The sequence below is a fragment of the Streptomyces sp. NPDC087263 genome (assembly GCF_044744645.1).
In the GTDB taxonomy this organism is placed as follows: Bacteria; Actinomycetota; Actinomycetes; order Streptomycetales; family Streptomycetaceae; genus Streptomyces.
Genome location: NZ_JBIUYT010000006.1, coordinates 420413 through 445277 on the forward strand (window position 1 = coordinate 420413; position 24865 = coordinate 445277).

21 protein-coding genes and 1 riboswitch are annotated in these 24865 nt (G+C 69.9%); of the genes, 10 read left to right on the forward strand and 11 right to left on the reverse strand.

The features are described 5' to 3' along the window. Positions 1–65: 65 nt before the first annotated feature. From ACIPC1_RS22095 to sepH, 5 genes are all read left to right on the forward strand, one after another. Complete coding sequence (locus ACIPC1_RS22095; protein ID WP_402519294.1) at positions 66–1304, forward strand: MFS transporter; 1239 nt, start codon at positions 66–68, stop codon at positions 1302–1304. Further along, positions 1264–2583, forward strand: a complete 1320-nt coding sequence (locus ACIPC1_RS22100) for a D-arabinono-1,4-lactone oxidase (RefSeq protein WP_402519295.1) — start codon at positions 1264–1266, stop codon at positions 2581–2583. The genes ACIPC1_RS22095 and ACIPC1_RS22100 overlap by 41 nt, the downstream gene beginning before the upstream one ends. 47 nt (positions 2584–2630) lie before the next feature. Further along, a complete protein-coding gene (locus ACIPC1_RS22105) occupies positions 2631–2933 on the forward strand; it encodes a hypothetical protein (protein ID WP_402519297.1) in 303 nt (100 codons plus the stop codon). A gap of 12 nt (positions 2934–2945) precedes the next feature. Further along, entirely contained in the window at positions 2946–3104 is a 159-nt protein-coding gene (locus ACIPC1_RS22110) for a hypothetical protein (protein ID WP_402519299.1), read from the forward strand. A 633-nt stretch (positions 3105–3737) separates the two neighbouring features. Next, positions 3738–4790: a septation protein SepH gene (sepH, locus tag ACIPC1_RS22115; RefSeq protein WP_402519300.1), complete on the forward strand. Its 1053-nt coding sequence runs from the start codon at positions 3738–3740 to the stop codon at positions 4788–4790. A gap of 156 nt (positions 4791–4946) precedes the next feature. Here the strand turns inward: sepH and ACIPC1_RS22120 are convergent, their stop codons facing one another. Beyond that, positions 4947–5774, reverse strand: a complete 828-nt coding sequence (locus ACIPC1_RS22120; RefSeq protein ID WP_402519301.1) for a sulfurtransferase — start codon at positions 5772–5774, stop codon at positions 4947–4949. Between the two features lie 324 nt (positions 5775–6098). On the opposite strand from ACIPC1_RS22120, the gene ACIPC1_RS22125 reads away from it, so the two are divergent. Next, positions 6099–6902, forward strand: a complete 804-nt coding sequence (locus ACIPC1_RS22125; RefSeq protein ID WP_402519302.1) for a VOC family protein — start codon at positions 6099–6101, stop codon at positions 6900–6902. A gap of 33 nt (positions 6903–6935) precedes the next feature. Here the strand turns inward: ACIPC1_RS22125 and ACIPC1_RS22130 are convergent, their stop codons facing one another. From ACIPC1_RS22130 to ACIPC1_RS22145, 4 genes are all read right to left on the reverse strand, one after another. Further along, positions 6936–7583, reverse strand: a complete 648-nt coding sequence (locus ACIPC1_RS22130; protein WP_402519304.1) for a thymidine kinase — start codon at positions 7581–7583, stop codon at positions 6936–6938. Positions 7584–7624: 41 nt separating this feature from the next. Then, entirely contained in the window at positions 7625–8812 is a 1188-nt protein-coding gene (locus ACIPC1_RS22135; protein WP_402519306.1) for an alkaline phosphatase family protein, read from the reverse strand. Continuing rightward, positions 8812–9408, reverse strand: coding sequence for a DUF5998 family protein (locus ACIPC1_RS22140; protein WP_402519560.1), 597 nt, complete (start codon positions 9406–9408; stop codon positions 8812–8814). Before ACIPC1_RS22140 ends, ACIPC1_RS22135 begins: the two co-directional genes overlap by 1 nt. An 83-nt stretch (positions 9409–9491) precedes the next feature. Then, positions 9492–12314, reverse strand: coding sequence for a GNAT family N-acetyltransferase (locus tag ACIPC1_RS22145; protein ID WP_402519307.1), 2823 nt, complete (start codon positions 12312–12314; stop codon positions 9492–9494). Between the two features lie 196 nt (positions 12315–12510). Between ACIPC1_RS22145 and ACIPC1_RS22150 the strand changes: the two genes are divergently transcribed. Then, positions 12511–12792, forward strand: coding sequence for an HPr family phosphocarrier protein (locus ACIPC1_RS22150; protein WP_384376457.1), 282 nt, complete (start codon positions 12511–12513; stop codon positions 12790–12792). A gap of 259 nt (positions 12793–13051) precedes the next feature. Here the strand turns inward: ACIPC1_RS22150 and ACIPC1_RS22155 are convergent, their stop codons facing one another. From ACIPC1_RS22155 to ACIPC1_RS22170, 4 genes are all read right to left on the reverse strand, one after another. Beyond that, a complete protein-coding gene (locus ACIPC1_RS22155; RefSeq protein ID WP_402519308.1) occupies positions 13052–13747 on the reverse strand; it encodes a GntR family transcriptional regulator in 696 nt (231 codons plus the stop codon). A gap of 224 nt (positions 13748–13971) precedes the next feature. Further along, the gene (locus ACIPC1_RS22160; protein ID WP_402519310.1) at positions 13972–14724 is read right to left on the reverse strand and encodes a M23 family metallopeptidase; all 753 of its coding nucleotides are present in this window, start codon (positions 14722–14724) and stop codon (positions 13972–13974) included. A 12-nt stretch (positions 14725–14736) separates the two neighbouring features. After that, positions 14737–14897: riboswitch (cyclic di-AMP (ydaO/yuaA leader) on the reverse strand. 192 nt (positions 14898–15089) lie between these two features. Further along, complete coding sequence (locus ACIPC1_RS22165) at positions 15090–16478, reverse strand: M16 family metallopeptidase (protein WP_402519312.1); 1389 nt, start codon at positions 16476–16478, stop codon at positions 15090–15092. Continuing rightward, positions 16475–17827, reverse strand: a complete 1353-nt coding sequence (locus ACIPC1_RS22170) for a M16 family metallopeptidase (RefSeq protein ID WP_402519314.1) — start codon at positions 17825–17827, stop codon at positions 16475–16477. Before ACIPC1_RS22170 ends, ACIPC1_RS22165 begins: the two co-directional genes overlap by 4 nt. 325 nt (positions 17828–18152) lie before the next feature. On the opposite strand from ACIPC1_RS22170, the gene ACIPC1_RS22175 reads away from it, so the two are divergent. Continuing rightward, positions 18153–20618 (forward strand): DNA topoisomerase (ATP-hydrolyzing) subunit A, encoded by a 2466-nt coding sequence (locus tag ACIPC1_RS22175; protein WP_402519315.1) that lies wholly within the window; start codon positions 18153–18155, stop codon positions 20616–20618. Between the two features lie 10 nt (positions 20619–20628). Here the strand turns inward: ACIPC1_RS22175 and ACIPC1_RS22180 are convergent, their stop codons facing one another. Then, positions 20629–21705: a CobW family GTP-binding protein gene (locus tag ACIPC1_RS22180; RefSeq protein WP_402519563.1), complete on the reverse strand. Its 1077-nt coding sequence runs from the start codon at positions 21703–21705 to the stop codon at positions 20629–20631. A 462-nt stretch (positions 21706–22167) separates the two neighbouring features. Here ACIPC1_RS22180 and ACIPC1_RS22185 point away from each other — a divergent pair, with 462 nt between their 5' ends. Together ACIPC1_RS22185 and ACIPC1_RS22190 are read left to right on the forward strand one after the other, a co-directional pair. Next, complete coding sequence (locus ACIPC1_RS22185) at positions 22168–22671, forward strand: DUF6082 family protein (protein WP_402519317.1); 504 nt, start codon at positions 22168–22170, stop codon at positions 22669–22671. A gap of 616 nt (positions 22672–23287) precedes the next feature. After that, positions 23288–23524 (forward strand): hypothetical protein, encoded by a 237-nt coding sequence (locus tag ACIPC1_RS22190; RefSeq protein WP_384376656.1) that lies wholly within the window; start codon positions 23288–23290, stop codon positions 23522–23524. A gap of 112 nt (positions 23525–23636) precedes the next feature. Here the strand turns inward: ACIPC1_RS22190 and ACIPC1_RS22195 are convergent, their stop codons facing one another. After that, a complete protein-coding gene (locus ACIPC1_RS22195; protein WP_402519319.1) occupies positions 23637–24803 on the reverse strand; it encodes a citrate synthase/methylcitrate synthase in 1167 nt (388 codons plus the stop codon). Positions 24804–24865: the final 62 nt, after the last annotated feature.

Genomic DNA, 24865 nt, shown 5'->3' on the forward strand with positions numbered 1-24865 from the left:
CCTTACCGGTGTCAGGCCCGCCCGTGGTGACCGGGCGGCCCAGCCGAGCCGACCGGAGTTCCTCCTTGCCCAGCCCGTACCGCGCCCTGTTCGCCGCCCCCGGCTCCAGGGGCTTCTCCGCCGCGGGCTTCCTCGGCCGGATGCCGCTGTCGATGATGGGCATCGGCGTGGTCACGATGATCTCCCAGCTCACCGGGCGGTACGGGCTCGCGGGTGCGCTCTCGGCGACCATGGCGCTGGCGGCCGCGGTGATGGGCCCGCAGGTCTCCCGGCTGGTGGACCGGCACGGGCAGCGGCGGGTGCTGCGTCCCGTGACGCTGTTCGCGCTGTCCGCGGCCGCGGGGCTGCTGCTCGCGGCGAGGTTCGAGTGGCCGGACTGGGTGCTGTTCGTCTGCTCGGCCGGCATCGGCTGTGTGCCGAGCATGGGCGCGATGGTCAGAGCGCGCTGGGCCGCTCTCTACCGGGACACCCCGCAACTGCACACCGCGTACTCCTTCGAGTCCGTGGTGGACGAGACCTGCTTCATCTTCGGACCGATCATCTCGATCGGTCTGTCCACGGTGTGGTTCCCGGAGGCCGGGCCGCTGCTCGCCGCCTGCTTCCTCGCCGTCGGCGTCTTCTGGCTGACGGCCCAGCGCGGCACCGAACCGGTGCCTCATCCGCGCGGGCAGGACAAGGGCGGTTCGGCGATGGCCTCGGCCGGGCTCCAGGTCCTGGTGGCCACCTTCGTGGCGGCCGGAGCGATCTTCGGAGCCGTCGACGTGGTCACCGTGGCCTTCGCCGAGGAACAGGGCCACAAGGCTGCGGCGAGCGTCGTTCTCGCGCTCTACGCGGCGGGCTCCTGTGCGGCGGGAGCGGTGTTCGGGCTGCTGCACTTCAAGGGGGCGCCCGAACGTCGGTGGCTGCTGGGCGTGTGTGCGATGGCCGTGAGTATGATCCCCCTCCTACTGGTCGGAAACTTGCCGTTCCTGGCCGTGGCGCTGTTCGTTGCGGGCCTGTCCATCGCTCCCACGATGATCACCACGATGTCCCTCATCGAACAGCACGTACCAAGCGCGCAACTGACCGAGGGCATGACCTGGATCAGCACCGGGCTCGCGGTCGGGGTCGCGCTCGGTTCCTCCGTGGCCGGCTGGGTGATCGACGCCGCCGGTGCGAAGGCCGGGTACGGGGTTCCGGCGGTGTCCGGGGCCGTCGCGGTCGCGGTCGGTTTCCTCGGGTATCGCCGGCTGAACAGGCCGGTTCCGCATCGGGGAGGGACCCATGAGCAGCACAGCGAACGGGAAGAGCGGAACGTGGCGTAACTGGGCGGGCACGGTCACCGCCCGTCCGGCACGAGAGGTCACTCCCGCCTCCGTGGAGGAGCTCTCCGCGGCCGTGCGCAGCGCCGCCGCGGACGGTCTGACGGTGAAGGCCGTCGGCACCGGGCACTCTTTCACGGCCGTCGCCGCGACCGACGGCGTACTGATCCGCCCCCAACTGCTGACCGGCATCCGCAGGATCGACCGCGACGCCGGCACCGTCACCGTGGAGGCGGGCACCCCGCTCAAGCGTCTCAACCTCGCTCTCGCCCGCGAGGGGCTGTCGCTCACCAACATGGGCGACATCATGGAGCAGACGGTTTCCGGTGCGGTCAGCACCGGCACGCACGGCACCGGGCGTGACTCCGCCTCGATCGCCGCCCAGATCAAGGGCCTTGAGCTGGTCACGGCCGACGGCTCGGTCATCGCCTGCTCCGAGAAGGAGAATCCCGAGGTCTTCGCGGCCGCCCGGATCGGAATCGGCGCCCTGGGGATCATCACCGCGATCACCCTCTCCGTAGAGCCCGTTTTTCTGCTCACGGCCCGTGAGGAACCGATGACCTTCGACAAGGTCACCGCCGACTTCGACGAACTGTTCACCGAGAACGAGCACTTCGAGTTCTACTGGTTCCCGCACACCGGCAACTGCAACACCAAGCGCAACAACCGCAGCGCGGGGCCCGAGAAGCCGGTGCCGCAGATCAGCGGCTGGATCGAGGACGAGTTCCTCTCCAACGGCGTCTTCCAGGCGGCCAATCTGGTCGGCCGCGCCGTGCCCGCCACCATCCCGGCGATCGCGAAGATCTCCAGCCGCGCACTGTCCGCACGGACCTACACCGACATTCCGTACAAGGTCTTCACTTCTCCGCGCCGGGTGCGCTTCGTGGAGATGGAGTACGCCGTTCCGCGCGAGGCCCTCGTCGAGACGCTGCGCGAGCTGAAGACGATGGTCGACCGGTCGTCCCTGCGGGTCAGTTTCCCCGTCGAGGTACGCACGGCGCCCGCGGACGACATCACGCTCTCGACGGCGTCCGGGCGGGAGAGCGCGTACATCGCCGTCCATATGTTCAAAGGCACCCCCTATCAGGCGTACTTCACGGCCGCCGAGCGGATCCTCACCGCGCACGAGGGGCGGCCGCACTGGGGCAAGGTGCACACGCGCGACGCGGAGTACTTCGCCGGGGTCTACCCGCGCTTCGGCGAATTCACTGCGCTGAGGGATCGGCTTGACCCGGATCGGCGCTTTGGGAACGACTACTTGCGGAGGGTGCTGGGGTCGTAGCGGACCCGCTGGGAGTGGGGGTCGGTGCACCGGCCCCGGTTTCCGGCGTGGCACTGGAACTGGGCGTCGGGGTGGGCGTCGTCGCGCCGGTAGCGGACTCGGCGTCGCCAGGCGGCTGCGCCGAGGAGGAGCCGGCCGAAGGCGTCGCGCTCGACGCGGGAGGCGTACTGGGCTCAGACGGGGAAGAGGAACCGCTCCCCTTGAGGGCGTCGCCGACGGTCGTGCCGCTGCTGTCGCTGAAGCTGTGGCCCGCCACGAGTTCGTATGTGGTGATGCCCGCCATGGTGACGCCGAAGACGAGTACCGCCGCGGCCACCGGCCGCTTCCAGCTCCTGACCCGCGCGCGGTAGACGGTTCCCTCGGTGAACTCCCCCGCGGCCGGGGTCTGCTGGGTCCTCGGCCTGGCCTGCACCGTCACCTCGCGTATCTGCTCGCCGGTGCGCCTGAAGAAGTGCTGGAAGACCGTGCCGCCGCAGGTGGCGACCACGCTCACCAGGCCCGCGCCCAGCATCGTCCCGTAGACCCCGAAGTAGGAGGCGAGTTTCGCGGCCACCACCGCTGCCACCGCGCTGCCTGCCACCTGAGGCACGCTCAGATCCAGTCGTTTCCTGCTGACCTCCTCATCGACACCCGACTCCGCACCGATATCCGGCTTTTCACGCATGCCCGGACCTTGCCTGCCTTTCCCGTACTTGATCGACTTGACCCAATTGATCAACTGACCGCACGAGAGAGGGACGGACGGGCGAAGCGATTAGTTCCATTTGCGGTGATTACGTGAAGTGCGCCACTTTCCATGACCACAGAAACGACGCTTCGGCCGACCAACTGCCACCCCCGGCTCGAAGTTGGGTGGCGTGCCGAACCGCGCAAGTGGCCCGAATGGAGTACTCTTGCGAGCCCTGGGTCCGGACTCCCGCCAGGGTGTCCGGGGCCTTGCAGGACCGCCGGGAGGGGGCTCGTTGCACAGGGTGATGGAGTTCGTCACTTAGCGTTGCGAATAGGTAACCGTGCCATAACGGCGGTCTCGGGCCTGTGCCCGACACGCCGGAGAACTCGGCAAGGTTGTGGCAGGCTGCACCCGGGCAGGCCACACTCGACTAGCGGAAGCAGCGACGCACGTGACGTCGGCAGGCACCACCCGGGAGGTCCTCATGCCGGAACTGCGTGTCGTGGCCGTCTCTAACGACGGCACACGGCTGGTGCTGAAGGCTGCGGACAGCACGGAGTACACGCTTCCGATTGACGAGCGTCTGCGCGCCGCTGTACGCGGCGACCGTCCCCGCCTCGGCCAGATCGAGATCGAGGTGGAGAGCCATCTCCGCCCCCGAGACATCCAGGCACGTATACGTGCCGGCTCCTCCGCGGAGGAGGTCGCACAGCTCGCCGGGATCCCCGTCGACCGTGTGCGCCGCTTCGAGGGGCCCGTCCTCGCCGAGCGTGCCTTCATGGCCGAACGCGCCAGGAAGACCCCTGTCCGCCGCCCCGGCGAGAACGCCGGACCCCAGCTCGGCGAGGCCGTGCAGGAGCGGCTGACGCTGCGTGGCGCCGAGAAGGACACCGCGCAGTGGGACTCGTGGCGTCGTGACGACGGCACCTGGGAAGTACTGCTGGTCTACCGGGTCGCGGGTGAGCCGCATTCGGCGAGCTGGACGTACGACCCGCCGCGGCGGCTCGTCCAGGCCGTCGACGACGAGGCACGCTCGCTGATCGGTGAGTCCGACGACCTGTCGGCGGCCGCCGAGCCGAGCTTCCCGTTCGTGCCGCGGATCGCACGGCTGCCCCGGGACCGCCCGATGGACCGCGCCCTGGACCGGCAGTCGGAGCGGCCGGGGCTGCCCGCGCCGTCCCCGGAGCCGGTCGAGGAGTCCGAGCGGGACTCCCTCACCAGCCTCCTGGAGGCGGTGCCGAGCTTCCGGGGCGACATGGTGGTGCCCGAGCGGCCCGCCACCACGGAGCGGCCCGACACGGAGGAACCCGCCCCCGAGCCCGAGGCCGAGGAGCCTCCGGCCCCCGCGGCCTCCGCCGGTGCCGGTTCCGCCTACGCGGACGTCCTCATGCCTCGCTCGGTCGGCAGCCACCGCGACCGCCTCGTCGGCTCGACCGACCGCCAGGCCGAGGCCGACGGCGTCCGCCCGGGCCGCCGCGCGGCCGTCCCGAGCTGGGACGAGATCGTGTTCGGTACACGACGGAAGAACAAGGACTGATCAGTCGTACGACGGTGGGGCCCGCGCCGACCTGGCGCGGGCCTCATCGCTGTCATTGCGGGACGGGACCCACCGCTGTCACTGCGGTTCGGGCCTCATCGCTGTCACTGCGGATCGGTTCCCACCGCCGTCACCGCCGGTCGGGACCCACCGCCGCTACTGCGGGTCGGCGCCCACCGCGACCGGTCGGCTCCCGTCCCGGGTCCACTCCGACCAGGAACCCGCGTACAGGGCGGCCGGGATGCCCGCGACGGCGAGTGCCAGCACCTCGTGGGCACCGGAGACGCCCGAACCGCAGTAGACGCCGACCTCGGGAGTACCGGTCGCGCCAAGGGACTTGAAGCGGTCGGCGAGTTCGGCGGCGGGCCGGAACCGTCCGTCGTCCGTGACGTTCTCGGTGGTCGGCGCGGAGACCGCGCCGGGGATGTGCCCGCCTACCGGGTCGATCGGTTCGACCTCGCCCCGGTACCGCTCGCCCGCCCGGGCGTCGAGCAGCAGGCCGGTACGGGCGAGCGCCGCCGCTCCGTCCGCGTCGAGCAGCGGCCGGGCACCGGGCGCGGGTACGAAGCTTCCGGCAGCGGGGGCGGGGATCTCCGACGACACCGGACCGCTCCAGGCGGCAAGACCGCCGTCAAGCACGCGCACGGACGGATGACCCGTATAGCCCAGCAACCACCAGGCGCGCGCGGCGCCCCAGCCGAGCCCGCCGTCGTACACAACGACGTCGCGGTCCGCCGAGACCCCGGCGGCGCGCATCGCCGCGCCGAAGACTTCGGGTTCGGGCAGCGGATGACGGCCGCCGCCCCCCGCAGGACCCGCAAGTTCGGAATCCAAATCGACAAAAACGGCCCCTGGAATGTGCGCCTTCTCGTACTCGGAGCGCAGACTCGGGCCCCCTAGCTGCCAGCGGACATCAAGGACGACAGGAGGGTTCGGTCCGGCCAGGTCGCTCGCCAGCTCGGGCGCGGAGATGATGGCGTTCATGGTGACCATCCTTGCGCACGGGGTGGCCGCGTCGTCCGTGTCCGGCTACTGTGCTCGGCCGGGCAGGTCCGATCACTGGGCGTATGGGATCGGGCACATGCTGTACAGCCGATGGACACCCTGGAGCAATAGTGCGGAAACGGACGGGAAACTGCACATCGGGCATCCTCCGCTCGTAGGCCGCCGAACGGCGGCGCGGCCGGGACGCACGGTGCTACCGGTGGTGCGAACATCGGCACGGGGCTTACGGGTACGCGATTGCGGTACGCGTGCGGGTAGGCGGAAGGTGACCGGCCACCGCGAGGGGCCGAGAAGAGAGTGACGATGACCGAGGCACGGGGGTCGGCCGGCCTGAACGGCGCAACGGACGCTCCGCACACGCCCGGCACACCCTGCTGGGTGAGCCTGATGGTGCACGGAATGGCCACGACCCAGGACTTCTACGGAGCGCTGTTCGGCTGGGAGTTCCAGCCGGGCCCGCACCAGCTCGGCCCGTACGTGCGTGCCCTGCTTCACGGCGAAGAGGTGGCGGGGATCGGGCAACTGCCGCCCGACCGGCATCTGCCCATCGCCTGGACGCCCTATCTCGCCTCGGAAGACGTGGACCTGACCGCCGAGACGGTGCGGCTCAGCGGCGGCACCGTGGGGGTCGGCCCCCTGGACGCCGGCGAGGCAGGCCGTATGGCGATCGCCTCGGACCCGACAGGCGCCGTCTTCGGCATCTGGCAGACGGCCGCTCACCTGGGCACGGGCATCACCGGCGTATCGGGGACGCCCGCGTGGAACGAGCTGGTGACCCGCGACACCGAGAGCGTCGTCAAGTTCTACCAGGGGGTCTTCGGTTATGAGCTGGAGCCGGTCGTCTCGGCCGACTTCGACTACGTGACCCTGCACATCGACGGCCGTCCGGTGGCCGGCATCCACGGCGTCGGCCACGGCCTGCCCCGCGACCGCGGCCCGCACTGGATGACGTACTTCGAGGCCACGGACGTGGACGACACCGTCACCCGTGTCACGGACCTCGGCGGGCACGTCCTGAAATCCGCCCACGACTCGCCGTACGGGCGCGTGGCGACGGTGGCGGATCCGGAGGGCGCGATGTTCTCCGTGATCCACAGCGTCCAGTGAACGGACGCCGAGGGGCCGGTCAGTGACCTGACGTCAGGCGGAGGTCATCGGCAGCACGTCCGGTGACAGGGCGCCCGCGTGAGCCGTGGCGGCCGTCATACGGCGACGGTGGTGCCGGCGGCACAGCACCTCGTAGCCGATGTCCTCCGCCTGGTTGACGTCGCCGACGACCACCTGGGCACCCTCGACGACCATCTCGCCGCCTATCGTGCGGGCGTTGTGCGTGGCACGCGCGCCGCACCAGCACAGGGCCTCCACCTGGAGGACCTCGACCCGGTCGGCCAGCTCGACCAGGCGCTGGGAACCGGGGAAGAGCTTGGAGCGGAAGTCGGTGGTGATGCCGAAGGCGAACACGTCGACGCCCAGGTCGTCCACCACGCGCGCCAGTTGGTCGATCTGCGCGGGACCCAGGAACTGGGCCTCGTCCGCGATCACGTAGTCCGCGCGGCCGCCCCGGGAGAGGTGATCGACGAGGTACCCGTACAGATCCTGCTCGTCCGCCACCTCCACCGCGTCCGTGACCAGCCCGAGGCGCGAGGAGAGCTTGCCCTCGCCCGCGCGGTCGTCACGCGTGAAGATCATGCCCTGTAGGCCCCTCGCCGAACGGTTGTGCTCGATCTGGAGAGCCAGCGTCGACTTCCCGCAGTCCATCGTTCCGGAGAAGAACACCAGCTCGGGCATGGCGAGTCGAGCACCTTTCGGAGAGGGGAAGGAGGAGCGGGTCAGGAGCGTACTTGCAGGAGCGGTACGTGCTGCTCCGCCGGGGTCATCGAGCCGTGGTTGCCGACCATCGCCGACTCCTTCGGCTCCCGCTCGGACGCGATGATCAGGACGTCGTCGCGGGCCGCGGCGACGACGTCGCCGATCCGGGCGTACACCCGCTCGTCGATCCGCGGGCCGAACCAGCCCGCCGCGATCGCCTCGTCCCGCGAGGCCACCCAGAACTGCTCGCCGAGCACCTCGCGCCAGCAGGTCAGGACGTCCGACTCGGCGCCCTGGACGGCGTAGACATGCCGGGCGCGGCCCTCGCCGCCGAGGAGGGCCACTCCGGCGCGCAGCTCCCAGTCCTCGTCGAAGTCGATGCGGTGCTGCTCGCCGAAGGGAATGTCGATCATGCCGTGGTCGGCGGTGACGTACAGGGCCGCACGCGGCGGCAGTTGCTCCGCGAGGCGCTGGACCAGGCGGTCGACGTACATGAGCTGGCCGCGCCAGGGGTCCGAGTCGACGCCGAAGCGGTGGCCCTTGCCGTCCACCTCGGCGTAGTACGTGTAGACCAGGGAGCGGTCGCCCGCGGCGAGTTGGGCGGCGGCGACGTCCATGCGCTCCTCGCCGGTCAGCCGCCCGTGGAACGTTCCGCCGCTGAGGGCGATCTTCGTCAGCGGGGTGTTCTGGAAGGCGGGCGAGGAGACCTGGGCGGTGTGCACGCCGGCCTTGTCGGCCAGTTGGAAGACCGTGGGGTACGGCTGCCAGGCGCGCGGGTCCGTCCACGGCTGCCAGCGCAGCTGGTTCATCAGCTCGCCGGTCCTGGGGTTGCGCACGGTGTAGCCGGGCAGGCCGTGTGCGCCGGGCGGCAGGCCGGTGCCGACGGAGGCGAGTGAGGTCGCGGTGGTGGCCGGGTAGCCCGCGGTGATCGGGCGGCCGGTGCCTCCTCGCGAGGACGCCAGGAGTGACGTCATGAAGGGGGCTTCGTCCGGGTGTGCCTTCAGCTGCTCCCAGCCGAGGCCGTCGATCAGGAAGACGCAGTTCCGGTCGGCTCCGGTCAGTTCCGGTATGGCGGCGGTCATGCCGGGCACGGCCATGCCCGCGGCGAGCGTGGGCAGCAGGTCGGCGAGCGAGCCTGTGCCGTACTCGGGGACGGGTGCGGTGTCGAGGGCGAGGGGTTCCGGGTGGTCCCAGGCGGGCAGGACCATCAGCGCGTGATGTCCGCGGTCGCCTCGGAGAGGGCCTGCGCGAAGACGAGGGCCTGGCGCACGGTCTCCGGGCCGTCCCCGGCCTCGCTGACACGCAGGCTCAGGTCGTCCGCCGTCGAGTTGCCCGTGTAGCCGTGGTCCGCCTCGCAGTTGGGGTCGCCGCAGGCGGCGGGCTCCAGGTCGATACGGGCGACCGCGCCCCAGCCGATGGTCAGGACGACCTCGCGGGGCAGCGTGCCCGGTGCGTACGACTCGGGGTTGGCGACGACCCGGCTGACGACGACCGAGGAGATACGGCCGAGCTTCACGGACTCCGTCGACGTGGTGGCGTACGGCGTCGGTGAGGTGGTGTCCTCGGCCTGCTCATCGGTGTGGCTCACGATGAAACGGTTGCCCGTGAGGACGAGCACCGTGACGTGCCGACGCACTTCGTTGGCGTCGAACGTCGTCTCCTGATGAACCAGGTACGACCGGATGGTGTCGCCGCCGATCGCGGCCTCCACCGCCTCGGCCACGAGGGCCGGGTAGTAGCCGCTGCGCTCGATCGCCGCTCGCAGCCCCTGGGTCGACGTACTGGTCTTGGCCATGATGTCCATCTTACGGGCGCCCACTGACTGCGAGGCACCGCTCGCGGCGTCTGCCCCGCGGAGATCGGCGTTCGATGGCCCTCCGAAGGAGATCAGTAGGCGGGGAGCGTCCGCGGACCGAGGTCGTCGCGGACGGGAGCGCGGTGCAGCCGTACGGTGGCGCCCAGCGCGCTCAGGCCGTGCGGGGCGACCACCACCGGCTCCAGGGACACCGCGACGACCTCCGGGTGATCGTCGACCAGGCGCGAGACGCGCAGCATCAGCTCTTCGAGCGCCGCCGTGTCGACCGGGGCGGAGCCGCGCCAGCCGAAGAGGAGCGGCGCCGTCCGGATCGATCTGACCAGCGAGGTGACGCCCCGGTCGGTGACAGGAATCAGCCGGTGCGCGGTGTCCCCGAGCAGTTCCGAGGCGGCCCCGGAGAGCCCGAACGAGAGCACCGCTCCGGCCGCCGGGTCGATGACGGCCCGAACGACCGTGTCGACCCCGCGCGGCGCCATGGCCTGCACGACCGGGCGCAGTTCCGCCGGCTTCCCGAAGAGCTCGGTCAACTCCGCGTACGCCCGCCGCAGTTGCTCCTCGTCCGCCAGGTCGAGCCGTACGCCGCCCAGGTCGGCGCGGTGCCGCAGATGCGGGGCGGTGGTCTTGAGGACCACCGGGTAGCCGAGGTCTCTCGCGGCGCGCGCCGCGTCGTCCGGCGTCGGGGCGGACAGGACCGGGTGTACGTCGATGCCGTACCGCCCGAGCAGCTCCCGGGTCTCCTCGGTGCCGAGGGTCAGCCCCTCCCCGTCCTCCTCGCGCGTGAGGAGGACGTCGATCTGCTGGGCGGCGCCCTTCTCGTCGATGTCCTCGTACTCCGGCACCCTGCCCGGGTCGGCGGCGTCCTGCCGCCACTGGGAGTACTTCACGGCTTCGGCGAGGGCGCGGACGGCGCGCTCGGCGGCCGGGTAGGCGGGGATGAGACGAGCTTCGTCGGTCGCCTGCGCCTCGGGGGGCAGGTGTTCCGCGGGGCGGATCGCGTCGGTTCCGCCGGGGGCGGTGGGAGCGGCCTGGGGTGCGGTCCCGGCAGCGGCGGACAGGGCCTCGGCGAGCCCACCGAGTTCGACGTGCACGACGAGCACCGGCTTGACCGGAGCCGAAGCCGAGGCCGCGCGCAGCGCCTCGGCCAGCGCCGCGTCCTGAGCGGAGGTCTCCCCCACCGCCGGGATGGCGGTCACCACGACGGCGTCGCTGCCGTCATCGGCAAGCGCACCCGCCAGCGCCCGGCGGAAGTCGTCCGCCGACGCCGCCGTCGTGAGATCCAACGGCGGCTGGGGCTGAAGCCCTTCGGCCAGGCACGCGTCGTACGTGAGCAGCCCGAGCGATTCCGAGTTCCCGAGGATCGCCACCCGGGGACCGGGAGGGAGCGGCTGGCGTGCCAGCAGAAGCCCCGCGTCCACCAGTTCGGTGATCGTGTCGACCAGGATCACCCCGGCCTGCCCGAGCAGCGCGGACACGGTGGCGTGCGGCAGCCGTGTGGCCCGTACGGCATGCCCCTGCGGAGCGGCGGCATGCCGGGCGCCCTGCACGACGACCAGCGGTTTCACGGCCGCGGTCCGCCGGGCGAGCCGGGTGAACTTGCGCGGGTTGCCGATGGATTCGAGGTACATCAGGGCGACGTCGGTGTCCGGATCGTCGTACCAGTATTGGAGTACGTCGTTGCCGGACACGTCCGCCCGGTTGCCGGAGGAGACGAAGGTCGACACGCCGGTGGTGCCGGTGACGCCGCCGCCGCGTCGGTGCAGCCTGGACAGCAGGGCGATCCCGATCGCACCCGACTGGGCGAACAGACCTATCCGTCCGGGCCGCGGCATCTCCGGCGCGAGCGAGGCGTTGAGCCGCACCTCGGGGGACGTGTTGATCACCCCGAAGGCGTTCGGGCCGATGATGCGCATGCCGTATGTGCGGGCCTGGCGGACGAGCTCGCGCTGGCGTTCGCGCCCTTCGGGGCCGCTCTCGGCGTACCCGGCGGACACGACCACGAGCCCCTGCACGCCGTGCTCACCGCACTCCGCGACGACTTCGGGGACGTAGGGCGCGGGCACCGCGACGACCGCGAGGTCGACGGGTTCGGCGATGTCGACGATCGAGCGGTACGCGGGCACCGCGTCGAGCTCGCCTTCCTCGACCGCCCTGTTCACGGCGTACAGCCGCCCTGTGAAGCCCGCGGCGCGGAGGTTGGTGAGGACGCTGCGGCCCACGCCGCCTGGCGTGCGGCCGGCGCCGATGACGGCGACCGAGCCGGGCGCGAGCAGCCGGTGCACGGACCTGGCCTCGGCACGCTGCTCCCGCGCGCGCTGCACGGCGAGCGACCGGTCGGTGGGTTCGAGGTCGAACTCCAGGCGTACGACGCCGTCCTCGAAGTGCCGCTTCTGCTGGTACCCGGCGTCCGTGAACACCTTGATCATCTTGTTGTTGGCCGGGAGCACCTCCGCGGCGAACCGGCGGATGTCCCGCTCGCGGGCCACGGCCGCGATGTGTTCGAGGAGGGCGGAGGCAACACCGCGCCCCTGGTGGGCGTCCTGGACGAGGAAGGCGACCTCGGCCTCGTCGGCGGGGGCGGAGGCGGGCCGTCCGTCGGCGTTGATGCGGTCGTACCGTACGGTGGCGATGAAATCGCCGCCCACCGTGGCCGCGAGTCCCACCCGGTCCACGAAGTCGTGGTGGGTGAAGCGGCGGACGTCCTTTGCGGACAGGCGCGGATACGGCGCGAAGAAGCGGTAGTACTTCGACTCGTCGGAGACCTGCTCGTAGAAGTTGACCAGGCGATCGGCGTCGTCGACGGTGATGGGTCGGATCCGTGCGGTCCCGCCGTCGCGCAGCACCACGTCCGCCTCCCAGTGGGCGGGGTACTCGTGCCGGTCCGACGAGGTCTGCATGCGCCCCAGAGTACGGCTCGCGTACGACAACGGTGCGAGGCAGTCTTGGGGGAACCGAAGCCGGATCCAGGCCGGTATCCGGCACCGGCCGGGGACGGGAGCGCAGGGTTTTGTCACCCTCTGGCCCGCTCCCGGCACGCTTCACCTTATGGGACACTGGTCTAGACAACCTGAGACATCTGAAGGGCAGCATCGCATGGCTGAGCGCCGCGTCAACGTCGGCTGGGCCGAGGGTCTCCACGCCCGCCCCGCCTCCATCTTCGTCCGGGCCGTCACGGCCTCCGGCGTCCCCGTGACGATCGCCAAGGCGGACGGGAACCCCTCCAACGCGGCCTCCATGCTCGCGGTCCTCGGCCTGGGCGCCCAGGGCGGCGAGGAGATCGTCCTCGCCTCCGACGCCGAGGGTGCGGACGCCGCGCTCGACCGACTGGCGAAGCTGGTCTCCGAGGGGCTTGAGGAGCTTCCGGAGACCGTCTGAGATTCGGCGCCGGCGCCTGGCGCTTCGATGGCCGCGTCCATCGCTGCGCCGGCGGTGTCCATCACTGCGGCGGTGTCCATCGCCGCAGTGATGGTCATCGCCGCGGTGGCGGCGTCCATCACTTCGATGGCGCTTTTCATCGCTCCAAAACACCGGCAAGGGCCCGCCCGAATTATCGGGTGGGCCCTTCGCATTTCCCTTGTGCGGGCAGCGTAAATAATCTCCCGCGAATTACTTCTCTTTGTATACGGCGCTCATGTTAATGCCGCAGGCCCGTCATGTTTACGGGATGTTGCGAAGTTCTCACACGATCCGGGCGGTCGGCTCCGCCGGGAAAGCGGAGGCGGTGTACGACCGTCGCGCGTTCGGTGTGCAGGGCCGTGATCGCCCGCGCCCGCTCACTGTCGCCGCGCGCGACGGCGTCCACGATCCCGCCGTGCTCCGCCCAGGACTCCGCCGGGTTGGCCGGTGCCTCGACCGCGTACATCCAGGCGATCTTGTGCCGCAGCTGGGCCAGCGTGGAGGTCAGCGCGGGGCTGCCGGAGGCCTGCGCGAGGGTCTCGTGGAACCAGCCGCCCAGCGAGCGCAGATCCTCGCTGTTGCCCCTCCGCGCCCGCTCCTGACCCAGCCTGACCAGGCCTCGGAGCACCTTGAGGTGCGCCTCGGTGCGACGCTGCGCGGCCCGTGCGGCGCCCAGCGGCTCCAGGAGCATGCGCATCTCCAGCAGGTCGGCGGCCTCCTGCTCGGTCGGCTCCGCGACGCACGCGCCCGCGTGCCGCCGGGTGACCACGAAGCCCTCGGCCTCCAGGGTGCGCAGTGCCTCGCGTACGGGGACGCGCGAGACGCCGTAGCGGCGCGCCAGCAGTTCCTCGGTGAGCCGGCTGCCACGCTCGTAGACACCCGCGACGATGTCGTCGCGGATCGCTGTGCATACCGAGTGCGCAGGAACACGCATACCGGACCTCCGCTTTAATCCCCGTGAAACGCCGTCGATTGGCGCTTGTTCAGTGACTCTATTGCAGAGACTCGGAATTTCCGATGGCGGACCGAAATCCATGGATATTTTTTGGACAGGTAGTCGTTCGAAACGGTTCGAAACGACAAGGTCCCGGCTCGTTCGGGCCGGGACCTTGTGAAGTACCTATGCGAGTGATCGGACGTTCACACGCCGCGTCCGTGTCAAACGTTCACGCCGTGCGAACGGAGGTATGCGACGGGGTCGATGTCCGAGCCGTACTCGGCGGTCGTGCGGGCCTCGAAGTGGAGGTGCGGCCCGGTGGTGTTGCCGGTGGCCCCGGAGAGGCCTATTTGCTGACCCGGGGTGACCGTCTGGCCCACGGAGACACCGATGGACGACAGGTGGCCGTACATCGTGTAGGTACCGTCGTTCATCCTGAGGACGATCTGGTTGCCGTACGCGCCGCCCCAGCCGGCCGTGACGACCGTGCCGGAGCCGACCGCGTGGACCGAGGTCCCGGACGCGGCGTGGAAGTCGACGCCGGTGTGACTGCCGGACGACCAGAGGCTGCCGCCGGTCTTGTAGCCGGTGGAGATGTACGAGCCGGTGATCGGCGCGACGAAGGTGTTGAGGCGCTTGCGCTCGGCCGCGCGGGCGGCGCGTTCCTTGGCCTCGCGCTCCTCCTCGGCCTTCTTCTCGGCGGCCGCATCGGCCTTCTTCTGCGCGGCGGCCTCGTCGGCGGCCTGCTGCTGGGCGGCGGCCTGCGCGTCGATCTGGTCGGCGATCGAGTGACCGATCTCGACGGCCTGGGTCAGACCGGTCTGCTCGACGGAGTTGTCCGCGGCGAGCGCCGGGGCGGCCAGGGTGCCGAGGACACCGGTCGTGGTGAGCGCCGCGACGCCGAGGGCGTTCGTGGTCGTGCGCTTCACGCGGCTCGGGCGACGGTGCCTGCCTGTGCCACAGGTGAACGCCATGTAGGGGCTGATCCTTTCCTTCCTTCTCGCCTACCGGGTTAGCTGACGGGTTCGGAGCAGGAAGGTCTCCTACGGACCACCTCCGAAGAGGGCGTCCGATTCACCCCAGGGACTACGTATGGGTCCCCGGCTCCCCTGGCTCGCGCCGTACGGGGACTCGGCGATGACTGTCCGGTGCCGCGGGCGCGGCGCACTGCCTGACGAACAGCCGGACCGACGCTAAACGGGACATCTTTCAATCGACAAACGGATCACGCCTTTTGTAGCGCATGCCACAGGGCAGACAGGCAACCTCCCTATCAATACGGACAAATGGGGGCCCAGGAGACTCTGTGGTCTCCTGGGCCCCCAGGGGAGCTGCTGTCCTACTCCGCCGGAACGACGGTCACTTCACCGATTCCGAGGGCCTTGACGGGCTCCTCGATCTGCGCGGCGTCGCCCACCAGGACGGTCACCAGCCGGTCCACGGGGAAGGCGCTCACGGCGGCCGCGGTGGCCTCCACCGTGCCGGTGGCGGCGAGCTGCCGGTACAGCGTCGCCTGGTAGTCGTCCGGCAGGTGCTGCTCGACCTGGTCGGCCAGCGTGCCCGCGACGGCCGCCGCCGTCTCGAACTTGAGGGGCGCCACGCCCACCAGGTTCTGTACGGCGACATCACGCTCGGCGTCTGTCAGGCCCTCCGCGGCAAGGGTCCGCAGCACCTTCCAGAGGTCCTCGAGCGCCGGGCCGGTGTTCGGGGTGTCCACGGAGCCGCTGATGGCGAGCATCGCGATGCCCGTACCGTCCGGGGCCGAGCGCAGCACCTGGCCGAACGCCCGCACACCGTAGGTGTAACCCTTTTCCTCGCGCAGGACGCGGTCCAGGCGCGAGGTGAGGGTGCCGCCGAGGCAGTACGTGCCGAGGACCTGGGCGGGCCACACACGCTCGTGCCGGTCGGCGCCGACACGGCCGATGAGCAGCTGGGTCTGGACGGCGCCGGGGCGGTCCACGATGACGACCCGGCCGGTGTCGTCGGCGGTCACCGGCGGCACGGGGAGCGGCTCGGCGGACGAGCCGGTCCAGGCGCCGAGCGTGTCGGCGAGCAGCGCGTCGAGGTCGACTCCGGTGAGGTCGCCGACGATCACCGCGGTGGCCGTGGCGGGGCGGACATGCTTCTCGTAGAAGGCGCGTACGCCCGCCGAGTCGATCGCCGTGACCGTCCCCTCGGTGCCCTGGCGCGGGCGCGACATGCGCGATGTGGCCGGGAACAGCTCCTTGGAGAGCTCCTTCGCGGCGCGGCGGCCCGGGTTGGCGGTCTCGTGCGGGATCTCGTCCAGTCGATTTCGCACCAGCCGCTCGACCTCGCTGTCCGCGAACGCCGGTGCCCTCAGGGCGTCGGCGAGCAGATCGAGGGCCTTGGAGAGGCGCGATACGGGGACTTCGAGCGACAGACGTACGCCGGGGTGGTCGGCATACGCGTCGAGCGTGGCGCCGCAGCGCTCCAGCTCTGCGGCGAACTCCTCGGCGGAGAGCTTGTCGGTGCCTTCGGAGAAGGCCCGCGCCATGATCGTGGCGATACCGTCGAGGCCCGCGGGCTCGGCATCCAGCGGCGCGGCGAGCAGCACCTCCACGGCGACGACCTGCTGGCCGGGGCGGTGGCAGCGCAGCACGGTCAGGCCGTTGCCCAGGGTGCCCCTGTCCGGTGCGGGAAAGGCCCACGGCCTGGCCTCGCCGGCCTGCGGCTGGGGGTGGAACTCCATGGTGGCGAGCTCGGTCACTTCGCCGCCTCCTCGTCGGTGTCTTCAGCGTCTTCGGCGTCTTCAGCGGCGATCGGTTCGTAGACCAGCACCGCGCGGTTGTCGGGGCGCAGGCGGGACTTGGCGACCTCCTGGACCTCCTCGGCGGTGATGTCCAGGACGCGCTGTACGGCGGTCAGGGCGAGCTGCGGGTCGCCGAACAGGACGGCGTACCGGCACAGTTCGTCGGCGCGGCCCGCGACCGTGCCGAGCCGGTCCAGCCACTCGCGCTCCAACTGGGCCTGGGCGCGCTCCATCTCCTCGGCGGTGGGGCCCTCCTCGGCGAACCGGGCGAGCTCCTCGTCCACGGCGGCCTCGATGACGGGGATCTCGAAGTCACCGGAGGTCTTCACGTCGAGCCACCCCAGGGAGGGCGCTCCGGCGAGCCGCAGCAGGCCGAACCCGGCCGCCACCGCGGTGCGGTCGCGGCGTACCAGCCGGTTGTAGAGCCGGGACGACTCGCCGCCGCCGAGGACGGTGAGCGCCAGGTCGGCCGCGTCACTCGCGCGCGTGCCGTCCTCCGGGAGCCGGTAGGCGGCCATCAACGCGCGTGAGGGGACCTCTTCTTCAAGGACCTCGCGCAGTTCCTCGCCCATGGTGTCCGGCAGGGCGCCGTCACGCGGCGCGGGCTTGCCGTCGTGCCCGGCGATCGAGCCGAAGTACCTCTCGACCCAGGCGAGGGTCTGCTCGGGGTCGATGTCCCCGACGACCGACAGCACCGCGTTGTTGGGCGCGTAGTAGGTGCGGAAGAACGCGCGGGCGTCCTCCAGGGTGGCCGCGTCCAGGTCGGCCATCGACCCGATCGGCGTGTGGTGGTACGGGTGGCCCTCGGGGTACGCGAGCGCGGTCAGCTTCTCGAACGCGGTCCCGTAGGGGACGTTGTCGTAGCGCTGGCGCCGCTCGTTCTTGACGACGTCCCGCTGGTTCTCCATGGACTCCTCGTCGAGCGCGGCGAGCAGCGAGCCCATGCGGTCGGCCTCCAGCCAGAGGGCGAGCTCCAGCTGGTGCGTGGGCATGGTCTCGAAGTAGTTGGTGCGCTCGAAGCTGGTGGTGCCGTTCAGCGAACCACCGGCTCCCTGGACCAGCTCGAAGTGGCCGTTGCCCTTCACCTGGCCCGAGCCCTGGAACATCAGGTGCTCGAAGAGGTGGGCGAGGCCGGTACGCCCCTTGACCTCGTGGCGCGAGCCGACGTCGTACCAGAGGCACACCGCGGCGACCGGGGTCAGGTGGTCCTCGGAGAGCACCACGCGCAGGCCGTTGGCCAGGCGGTGCTCGGTCGCTGTCAGCCCGCCGGAGCCTGCCTCAGCTGTGGCCGTGTGACCCATGGGCATGTACGTCCCTTCGATCGCGGAAAACTACGGATTTCCTGTCGGTCCTGCCACTGTATGCAAGCGTGCGGACAGCTGGCGAAGTTCCCGCACCTCGTACGCCGAGAGCGAGAATCGGCGTACGGATCTCGTACGGGGAGAGGAGCGGACGCGTACCGCTCCCGTACGCCCGGAGCCCGGCTCGGATACGGCGAAAGCCCCTCTGATCGGCCCGCAAAGACCCTCAACAGACGGGTCGTGGTCCGCGTTGTCAGTGGCGCGGTCCACAATGGTGCGCGTCAGAACCCGCTCATGCCCCGGCAGAGACTGTGAAGGAGCCGCAGCAGCGATGGCCCGCCGCAGCACGAAGACCCCGCGACCCGATGACAACGCCGACTTCGAGGAGCGCATCCTCGACATCGACGTCGTCGACGAGATGCAGGGCTCCTTCCTCGAGTACGCGTACTCGGTCATCTACTCCCGAGCCCTGCCGGACGCCCGCGACGGCCTCAAGCCGGTGCACCGTCGCATCGTCTACCAGATGAACGAGATGGGCCTGCGCCCCGACCGTGGCTATGTGAAGTGCGCCCGCGTCGTCGGCGAAGTCATGGGTAAGCTCCACCCGCACGGCGACGCGTCGATCTACGACGCGTTGGTGCGCCTGGCCCAGCCCTTCTCGATGCGCCTGCCGCTGGTCGACGGCCACGGCAACTTCGGTTCGCTCGGCAACGACGACCCGCCGGCCGCGATGCGTTACACCGAGTGCCGGATGGCCGACGCCACGTCACTCATGACCGAGTCCATCGAAGAGGACACGGTCGACTTCTCGCCGAACTACGACGGCCAGGAGCAGGAACCGGGCGTCCTCCCGGCGGCCTACCCGAACCTGCTGGTCAACGGCGCGTCCGGCATCGCGGTCGGCATGGCCACGAACATGCCGCCGCACAACCTCGGCGAGGTCATCGCGGCCGCCCGCCACCTGATCCGCTACCCGGGCGCCGACCTGGACACGCTGATGAAGTACGTCCCGGGCCCCGACCTGCCGACCGGCGGCCGGATCGTCGGCCTCTCCGGGATCAGGGACGCGTACGAGAATGGCCGCGGCACCTTCAAGATCCGCGCCACGGTGTCGGTGGAGGACGTGTCGGCCCGGCGCAAGGGCCTCGTCGTCACCGAACTGCCCTTCTCCGTCGGCCCGGAGAAGGTGATCGCGAAGATCAAGGACCTGGTCGGCGCGAAGAAGTTGCAGGGCATCGCCGATGTGAAGGACCTCACGGACCGTATGCACGGTCTGCGCCTGGTCATCGAGGTCAAGAACGGCTTCGTGCCGGAGGCCGTCCTGGAGCAGCTCTACAAACTGACGCCGATGGAGGAGTCCTTCGGTATCAACAACGTGGCGCTGGTTGACGGTCAGCCCCTCACCCTGGGCCTCAAGGAGCTCCTCGAGGTCTATCTCGACCACCGCTTCAACGTCGTACGCCGCCGCAGCGAGTACCGCCGCACCAAGAAGCGCGACCGCCTGCACCTGGTCGAGGGCCTCCTCGTCGCCCTGATCGACATCGACGAGGTCATCCGCCTCATCCGCTCCAGCGACAACTCGGCGCAGGCGAAGGAGCGTCTGATCGAGCACTTCTCGCTCAGCGAGATCCAGACGCAGTACATCCTGGACACGCCGCTGCGCCGGCTGACCCGGTTCGACCGCATCGAGCTGGAGTCGGAGCGCGACCGGCTCAACGGCGAGATCGACGAGCTGACCGGCATCCTGGACTCGGACACGGAGCTGCGCAAGCTGGTCTCCACCGAACTGGCCGCGGTGGCCAAGAAGTTCGGCACCGACCGGCGCACGGTCCTGCTGGAGTCCGCGGGCGCCACCGCCGCCACGGTCCCGCTCCAGGTGGCGGACGACCCGTGCCGGGTCCTGCTGTCCTCCACGGGCCTGCTTGCCCGTACGGCCAATGGAGACCCCTTCGGAGAGACCGAGGAGGACAAGCGCGCCAAGCACGACCTGATCGTCTCCGCGGTGCCCGCCACGGCCCGCGGCGAGATCGGCGCGGTCATCTCGTCGGGCCGGCTGTTGCGGCTGAACGTGATCGACCTCCCGCAGCTGCCGGGGACGGCGTCCGCGCCCAACCTCTCCGGAGGCGCCCCGATCTCGGAGTTCCTGTCCTCCCTGGAGGCGGACGAGACGGTGATCTGCCTGACGACGCTCGACGAGTCGTCACCGGGTCTTGCGATCGGCACGGAGCAGGGCGTGGTGAAGCGTGTGGTCCCCGACTACCCCTCGAACAAGGACGAGTTGGAGGTCATCACCCTCAAGGAGGGCGACCGGATCGTCGGCGCGGCCGAGCTGCGCACCGGCGAGGAGGACCTGGTCTTCATCACGGACGACGCCCAGTTGCTGCGCTACCAGTCCTCGCAGGTCCGCCCGCAGGGCCGGGCGGCGGGAGGTATGGCGGGCATCAAGCTCGTCGACGGCGCGAAGGTGATCTCCTTCACGGTGGTCGACCCGGCGGTGGACGCGGTGGTCTTCACGGTCGCCGGGTCGCGCGGCACCCTGGACGACTCCGTCCAGACGACGGCCAAGCTGACCCCCTTCGACCAGTACCCGCGCAAGGGCCGCGCCACGGGCGGCGTGCGCTGCCAGCGCTTCCTGAAGGGCGAGGACTGTCTCTCGCTCGGCTGGGCGGGCCCGGCACCGGCACGGGCCGCGCAGAAGAACGGCACACCGGCCGAGCTGCCGGAGATGGACCCGCGCCGTGACGGCTCGGGTGTGTCACTGGCCAAGACGGTGGGAGTGGTGGCGGGCCCGGTGTAGCCGGGCCCGGCTATTCGGAATCCTTGTCCTGTACGTAGCGGAGGACGCCCCACATGCCGTGCTCGTCGGCGTGTGGGGCGTCCTCTTTGCACGCCTCCAGTTCCTTGGCCAGGGCGGCCGTGTCGATGCCCGAGCCGATGAGGACGAGTTGGCTGAGCCGCTCGCCGGCACGGGGCCAGGGTTCCGGGTAGAAGCGCAGGAACCGTCCGACGGCGTGCACGGCATAGCGGTTGCCGCGGTCGTGGGCGCCGAAATCGACGTACCCCTTGATGCGGTAGAGCCCCTCGGGCCTGCTGTCGAGGAACTCCATCAACCGCCGCGGGCTGAGCGGGACTTCGGAGCAGAGAGAGAGGGATTCGTAGGCGGAGTGGAGGTGACGGGCGTGGTCGAGTTCTTCGTGTTGGTGGAGATCGTCGAAGGACAACTGCCCGACGCGCTCCTCGGTCGGCCGGCAGTCGAAGAGGAACTCGGGATCGATCCGGCCGTAGCTGGCGGGTACGACGGCGGCAGGCCCGGCGAGTTCGCGAACGACGCGGAGCACCCGCTCGTCCTCGCCTTCCGCCGCCCGGTCGATCTTGTTGACGACGACGAGATCCGCGAGGCCGAGATGCCGGTCGATCTCGGGATGCTTCTCCCGCGTGCCGTCGAACTCGGCGGCGTCGACGACCTCGACGAGCCCGCCGTACACGATCCGCGGATGCTCACTCGCGAGCACCATCCGTACGAGCTCCTCAGGCTCGGCGAGCCCGCTCGCCTCGATCACGATGACGTCGATACGGGCCGAGGGCTGAGCGAGCCGCCCCAGATAGACGTCGAGTTCACTCGCGTCGACGGCACAGCACAGGCACCCGTTGCCCAGCGAGACGGTCGAGTCCCCCAGCGCCCCGGCCACCGCCATCGCATCGATCTCGATCGAGCCGAAGTCGTTGACGACGGCCCCGATCCGGCTGCCGCCACCGCGGTGCAGGAGGTGGTTGAGCAGGGTGGTCTTGCCGGAGCCCAGGAAACCGGCGAGGACGATGACCGGGATCTGCCGCGCGGCGGCCTCCTCGACCGCGGGCTGCTTGCTCGGGACCGGCTGCACCACGGTCTCCCCGGCAACGGACCTGTTGCTCGGGACCGGCTGCGGAGTGGGCTGGCTCAACGGGCGACCTCTTTCACACCGGCGCGTGCACCGGCTCGGAACGGGCTCCCCTACGCGTGCGGCTCACACACCGGCACGCGTACGAGGAATGAATGCCGACCCAGGATACGAGTGGGAGGAATCGCCGCGAAGTGAACGATTGTTGGCGGCGCTCGCGGGGCACACGTTGGACAAGGCGCCGAGAAACGCGACCCGCACTTCCCTCCGTGCGCCTCCTCTCCGCCTCCCTGCCGATCAGAGCCGCTCGGCAAAACTGGGAGACGGCAAGCGCGCCGCCCACTCGCTCGCCGGTCCCCACCAGTCGACCCACACCTGATGACCGGCGGACGGTCGCCTAAATCGGGGGTTGACATGGCCACACAAAGGACTGGCATACGGGGGTTGCGTGCCGTCGCCACAGCAGGGATGAGCCTGGCGACAGGAGTCCTCGCCACGCTGGCCGCACAGCGGCACGCACTCGACTCACTCCGTGTCCGCATCGAGTACCTGGAGCAGCAGGCGCAGACCCAGCGCGACACCAATCGTGCCCTCCAACAGCGCCTGCACTGGGAGCTGTTGAGCAAGGCCATGGACGACCCCGAGCTGGCCGAGGTGTTGGACACCTACGACGAGGCCGTCTCGCCAAGGAAGCAGCGCCAGTTTCTCTTCGCCAACGCCCTTTACACCAACGCGCTCTGCTACTACCAAATCGGAAACATAAGCCGCGAGGAGTTCTTCGGCTTCGTCCGCGGCATCCTGCAGAACCGCATCTTCCGTGAGTACTGGTACGCCACCAGGCCGCACCGGGCGACCCTGATCGACACCTCCGAGGAGGCCGAGCTGGGACGCATGGTTGACGACCTCCTGCGCCAACTCGAGGAGACGGACATCGACGAGTGGTGGGTGGTGGGGGAGCCACCGGCCGAGTAGTGCCGCTCTCGGCGCGCCGCCCGTCTCTCCCGCGCGCCGGGGAATCACGCCACTGTTCCGAGGGATCACACCGTCGGGCGATAACGAACTCGCAAATTGAGCCGTTGCTGCTGTTGCCAACAGGGTTGACTGCACGCGATCGCGAAAGGGTCACCCCCACCGAACAGTCGCTCCATGCCGCCGGTCGTCGAGGTAGCAGCCCCACAGGGCCGCATCGCGCCGCGCAGCCACAGCGCGCAGCCACCAGGCCTTGAGACCAAGGGGAACTTGAACAGTGAGTCAGATCAACCGTCGGCTGGGTACTCCACCGAGCCTTCGAGGGAGTGTATCCGGGCAGAATTGCCCGGATATCTTCGAATTGACCGACGGGAACTTCGCGGTAATCGGCACGAATGCCACGGAAACGCTGGAGGCTCTGCTCCCCGCCGACGCAACTCGCGGCGAGGACGGGAGCATCGTGCTGCTCACCCGCGAGACCCTGATTTGCGCCAAGGCCGACATTCCCGTGGTCTCACCAGGCCTTGACGCGTCCCGCGTGCTACCCGGCGCAGCCCCGTCAGGGGTAGCCAAGACCAGGCCTGCGCCAGAACCCGCATCCAGGGAAGGTCGACAACAGGTGAAAATCGAACGACGCCTTGGCGTGCCGCCGCAGCAGCGAGGCAGCCTCACCGGGCAAACCTGTCCTGACATCTTCGAACTGAGCGACGGAAGCTTCGCCGTCATCGGCACAGAGGCCACAGAAGCACTCGACCAAGAGTTGCCCGCCGACGCCGCTCGTGCGGACTACGAACGCATCGTCGTCATCAGCCGCGAAACGCTGGTGCGCGCGAAGGCCGACATCCCGGAGATCTGACGACACCGCAGCATGGTTGGGCGCTGAGGTGAATTTCGTGGCTCGGCACCAGATGGGGGTGCCGAGCCCCTCCCGGTTCCTCTCCCGGGACTCGGGCCGCCAAAGGCGTCGGTCAGGCCAGGTGCGGCACCGCCACAGGCGCACCCGGCCCCACATACCGAGCCGCGGGTCGAATGATTTTCGAGTCCTCCGCCTGTTCCAGGATGTTCCCGCTCCAGCCGACCACGCGGGCGGCGGCGAAGGTGGGCGTGAACATCTCGCGGGGCAGGCCACAGAGCTCCATGACCACGCCGGCGTAGAACTCCACGTTGGTGTGCAGCTCGCGGCCGGGCTTGAGCTCGGCCAGGATCTGTTCCACCTGGCGTTCGACCTCTACCGCGAAGTCGACCATCGGGCCGCCGAACTGGCGCGCGATGTCGCGGAGCATCCGCGAACGGGGGTCTGCCGTGCGGTAGACGGGGTGGCCGAAGCCCATGATGCGTCCGCCGGCGAGTACTCGTTCGCGGATCCACGGGTCGATGCGGTCGGGGGTGCCGATCGCATCGAGGGTGTCCAGGGCGCGGCTCGGGGCGCCGCCATGGAGGGGACCCGAGAGGGCTCCTACGGCGCCGACCAGGCAGGCCGCCACATCCGCGCCGGTCGACGCGATCACCCGCGCAGTGAAGGTTGACGCATTGAATCCGTGGTCAATGGTTGAGATGAGGTATTGCTCGATCGCCCTCGCACACGCAACATCTGGCTCCGAACCAGTCAACATGTAGAGGTAGTTGGCGGCGTACGCGAGGTCCTCGCGCGGCTCCACCGGTTCCAGCCCTTGCCCCAGCCGGTACAGGGCGGTGAGCAGAGTGGGCACTGCTGCGCACGCAGCGAGGGCGTCCGCGCGACGCAGGCCGGCGTCAATGTCGTACAGGGGCCGGAACTCCAGCGAGGCTCCGAGCAAGGACAGTGCGGTGCGCAGTCCGGCGAGCGGCCCGGAATGGCCGGTCGCCTCAGCGATCGCGGGCAGTGCGGCACGCACGTCGTCAGGCAGCCTTCGCAGCTCAGCGGTCCGCCCGGCGAACGCGGCGCGCTGTCCCGCGTCCGGCAGTTCACCGTGGACCATCAGATGCCAGACGTCCTCGAAGCCGCGCGACCGGGCGAGTTCGACGGCCGAGTACTGGCGGTAGTGGTAGAAGCCCTCCAACCCTCTGACATCACCCAGCTCGGTGTCGGTGACGACGACGCCCGCGAGTCCTCGCGGTACGTCGACAGGGGTGTTCGTCGCCTGGTTGATCGGCATGTTTCCTCCCTGGACTTGATCCGACTGTCCAGTCTTGATGCAATCTCTGTCAATATTGATTG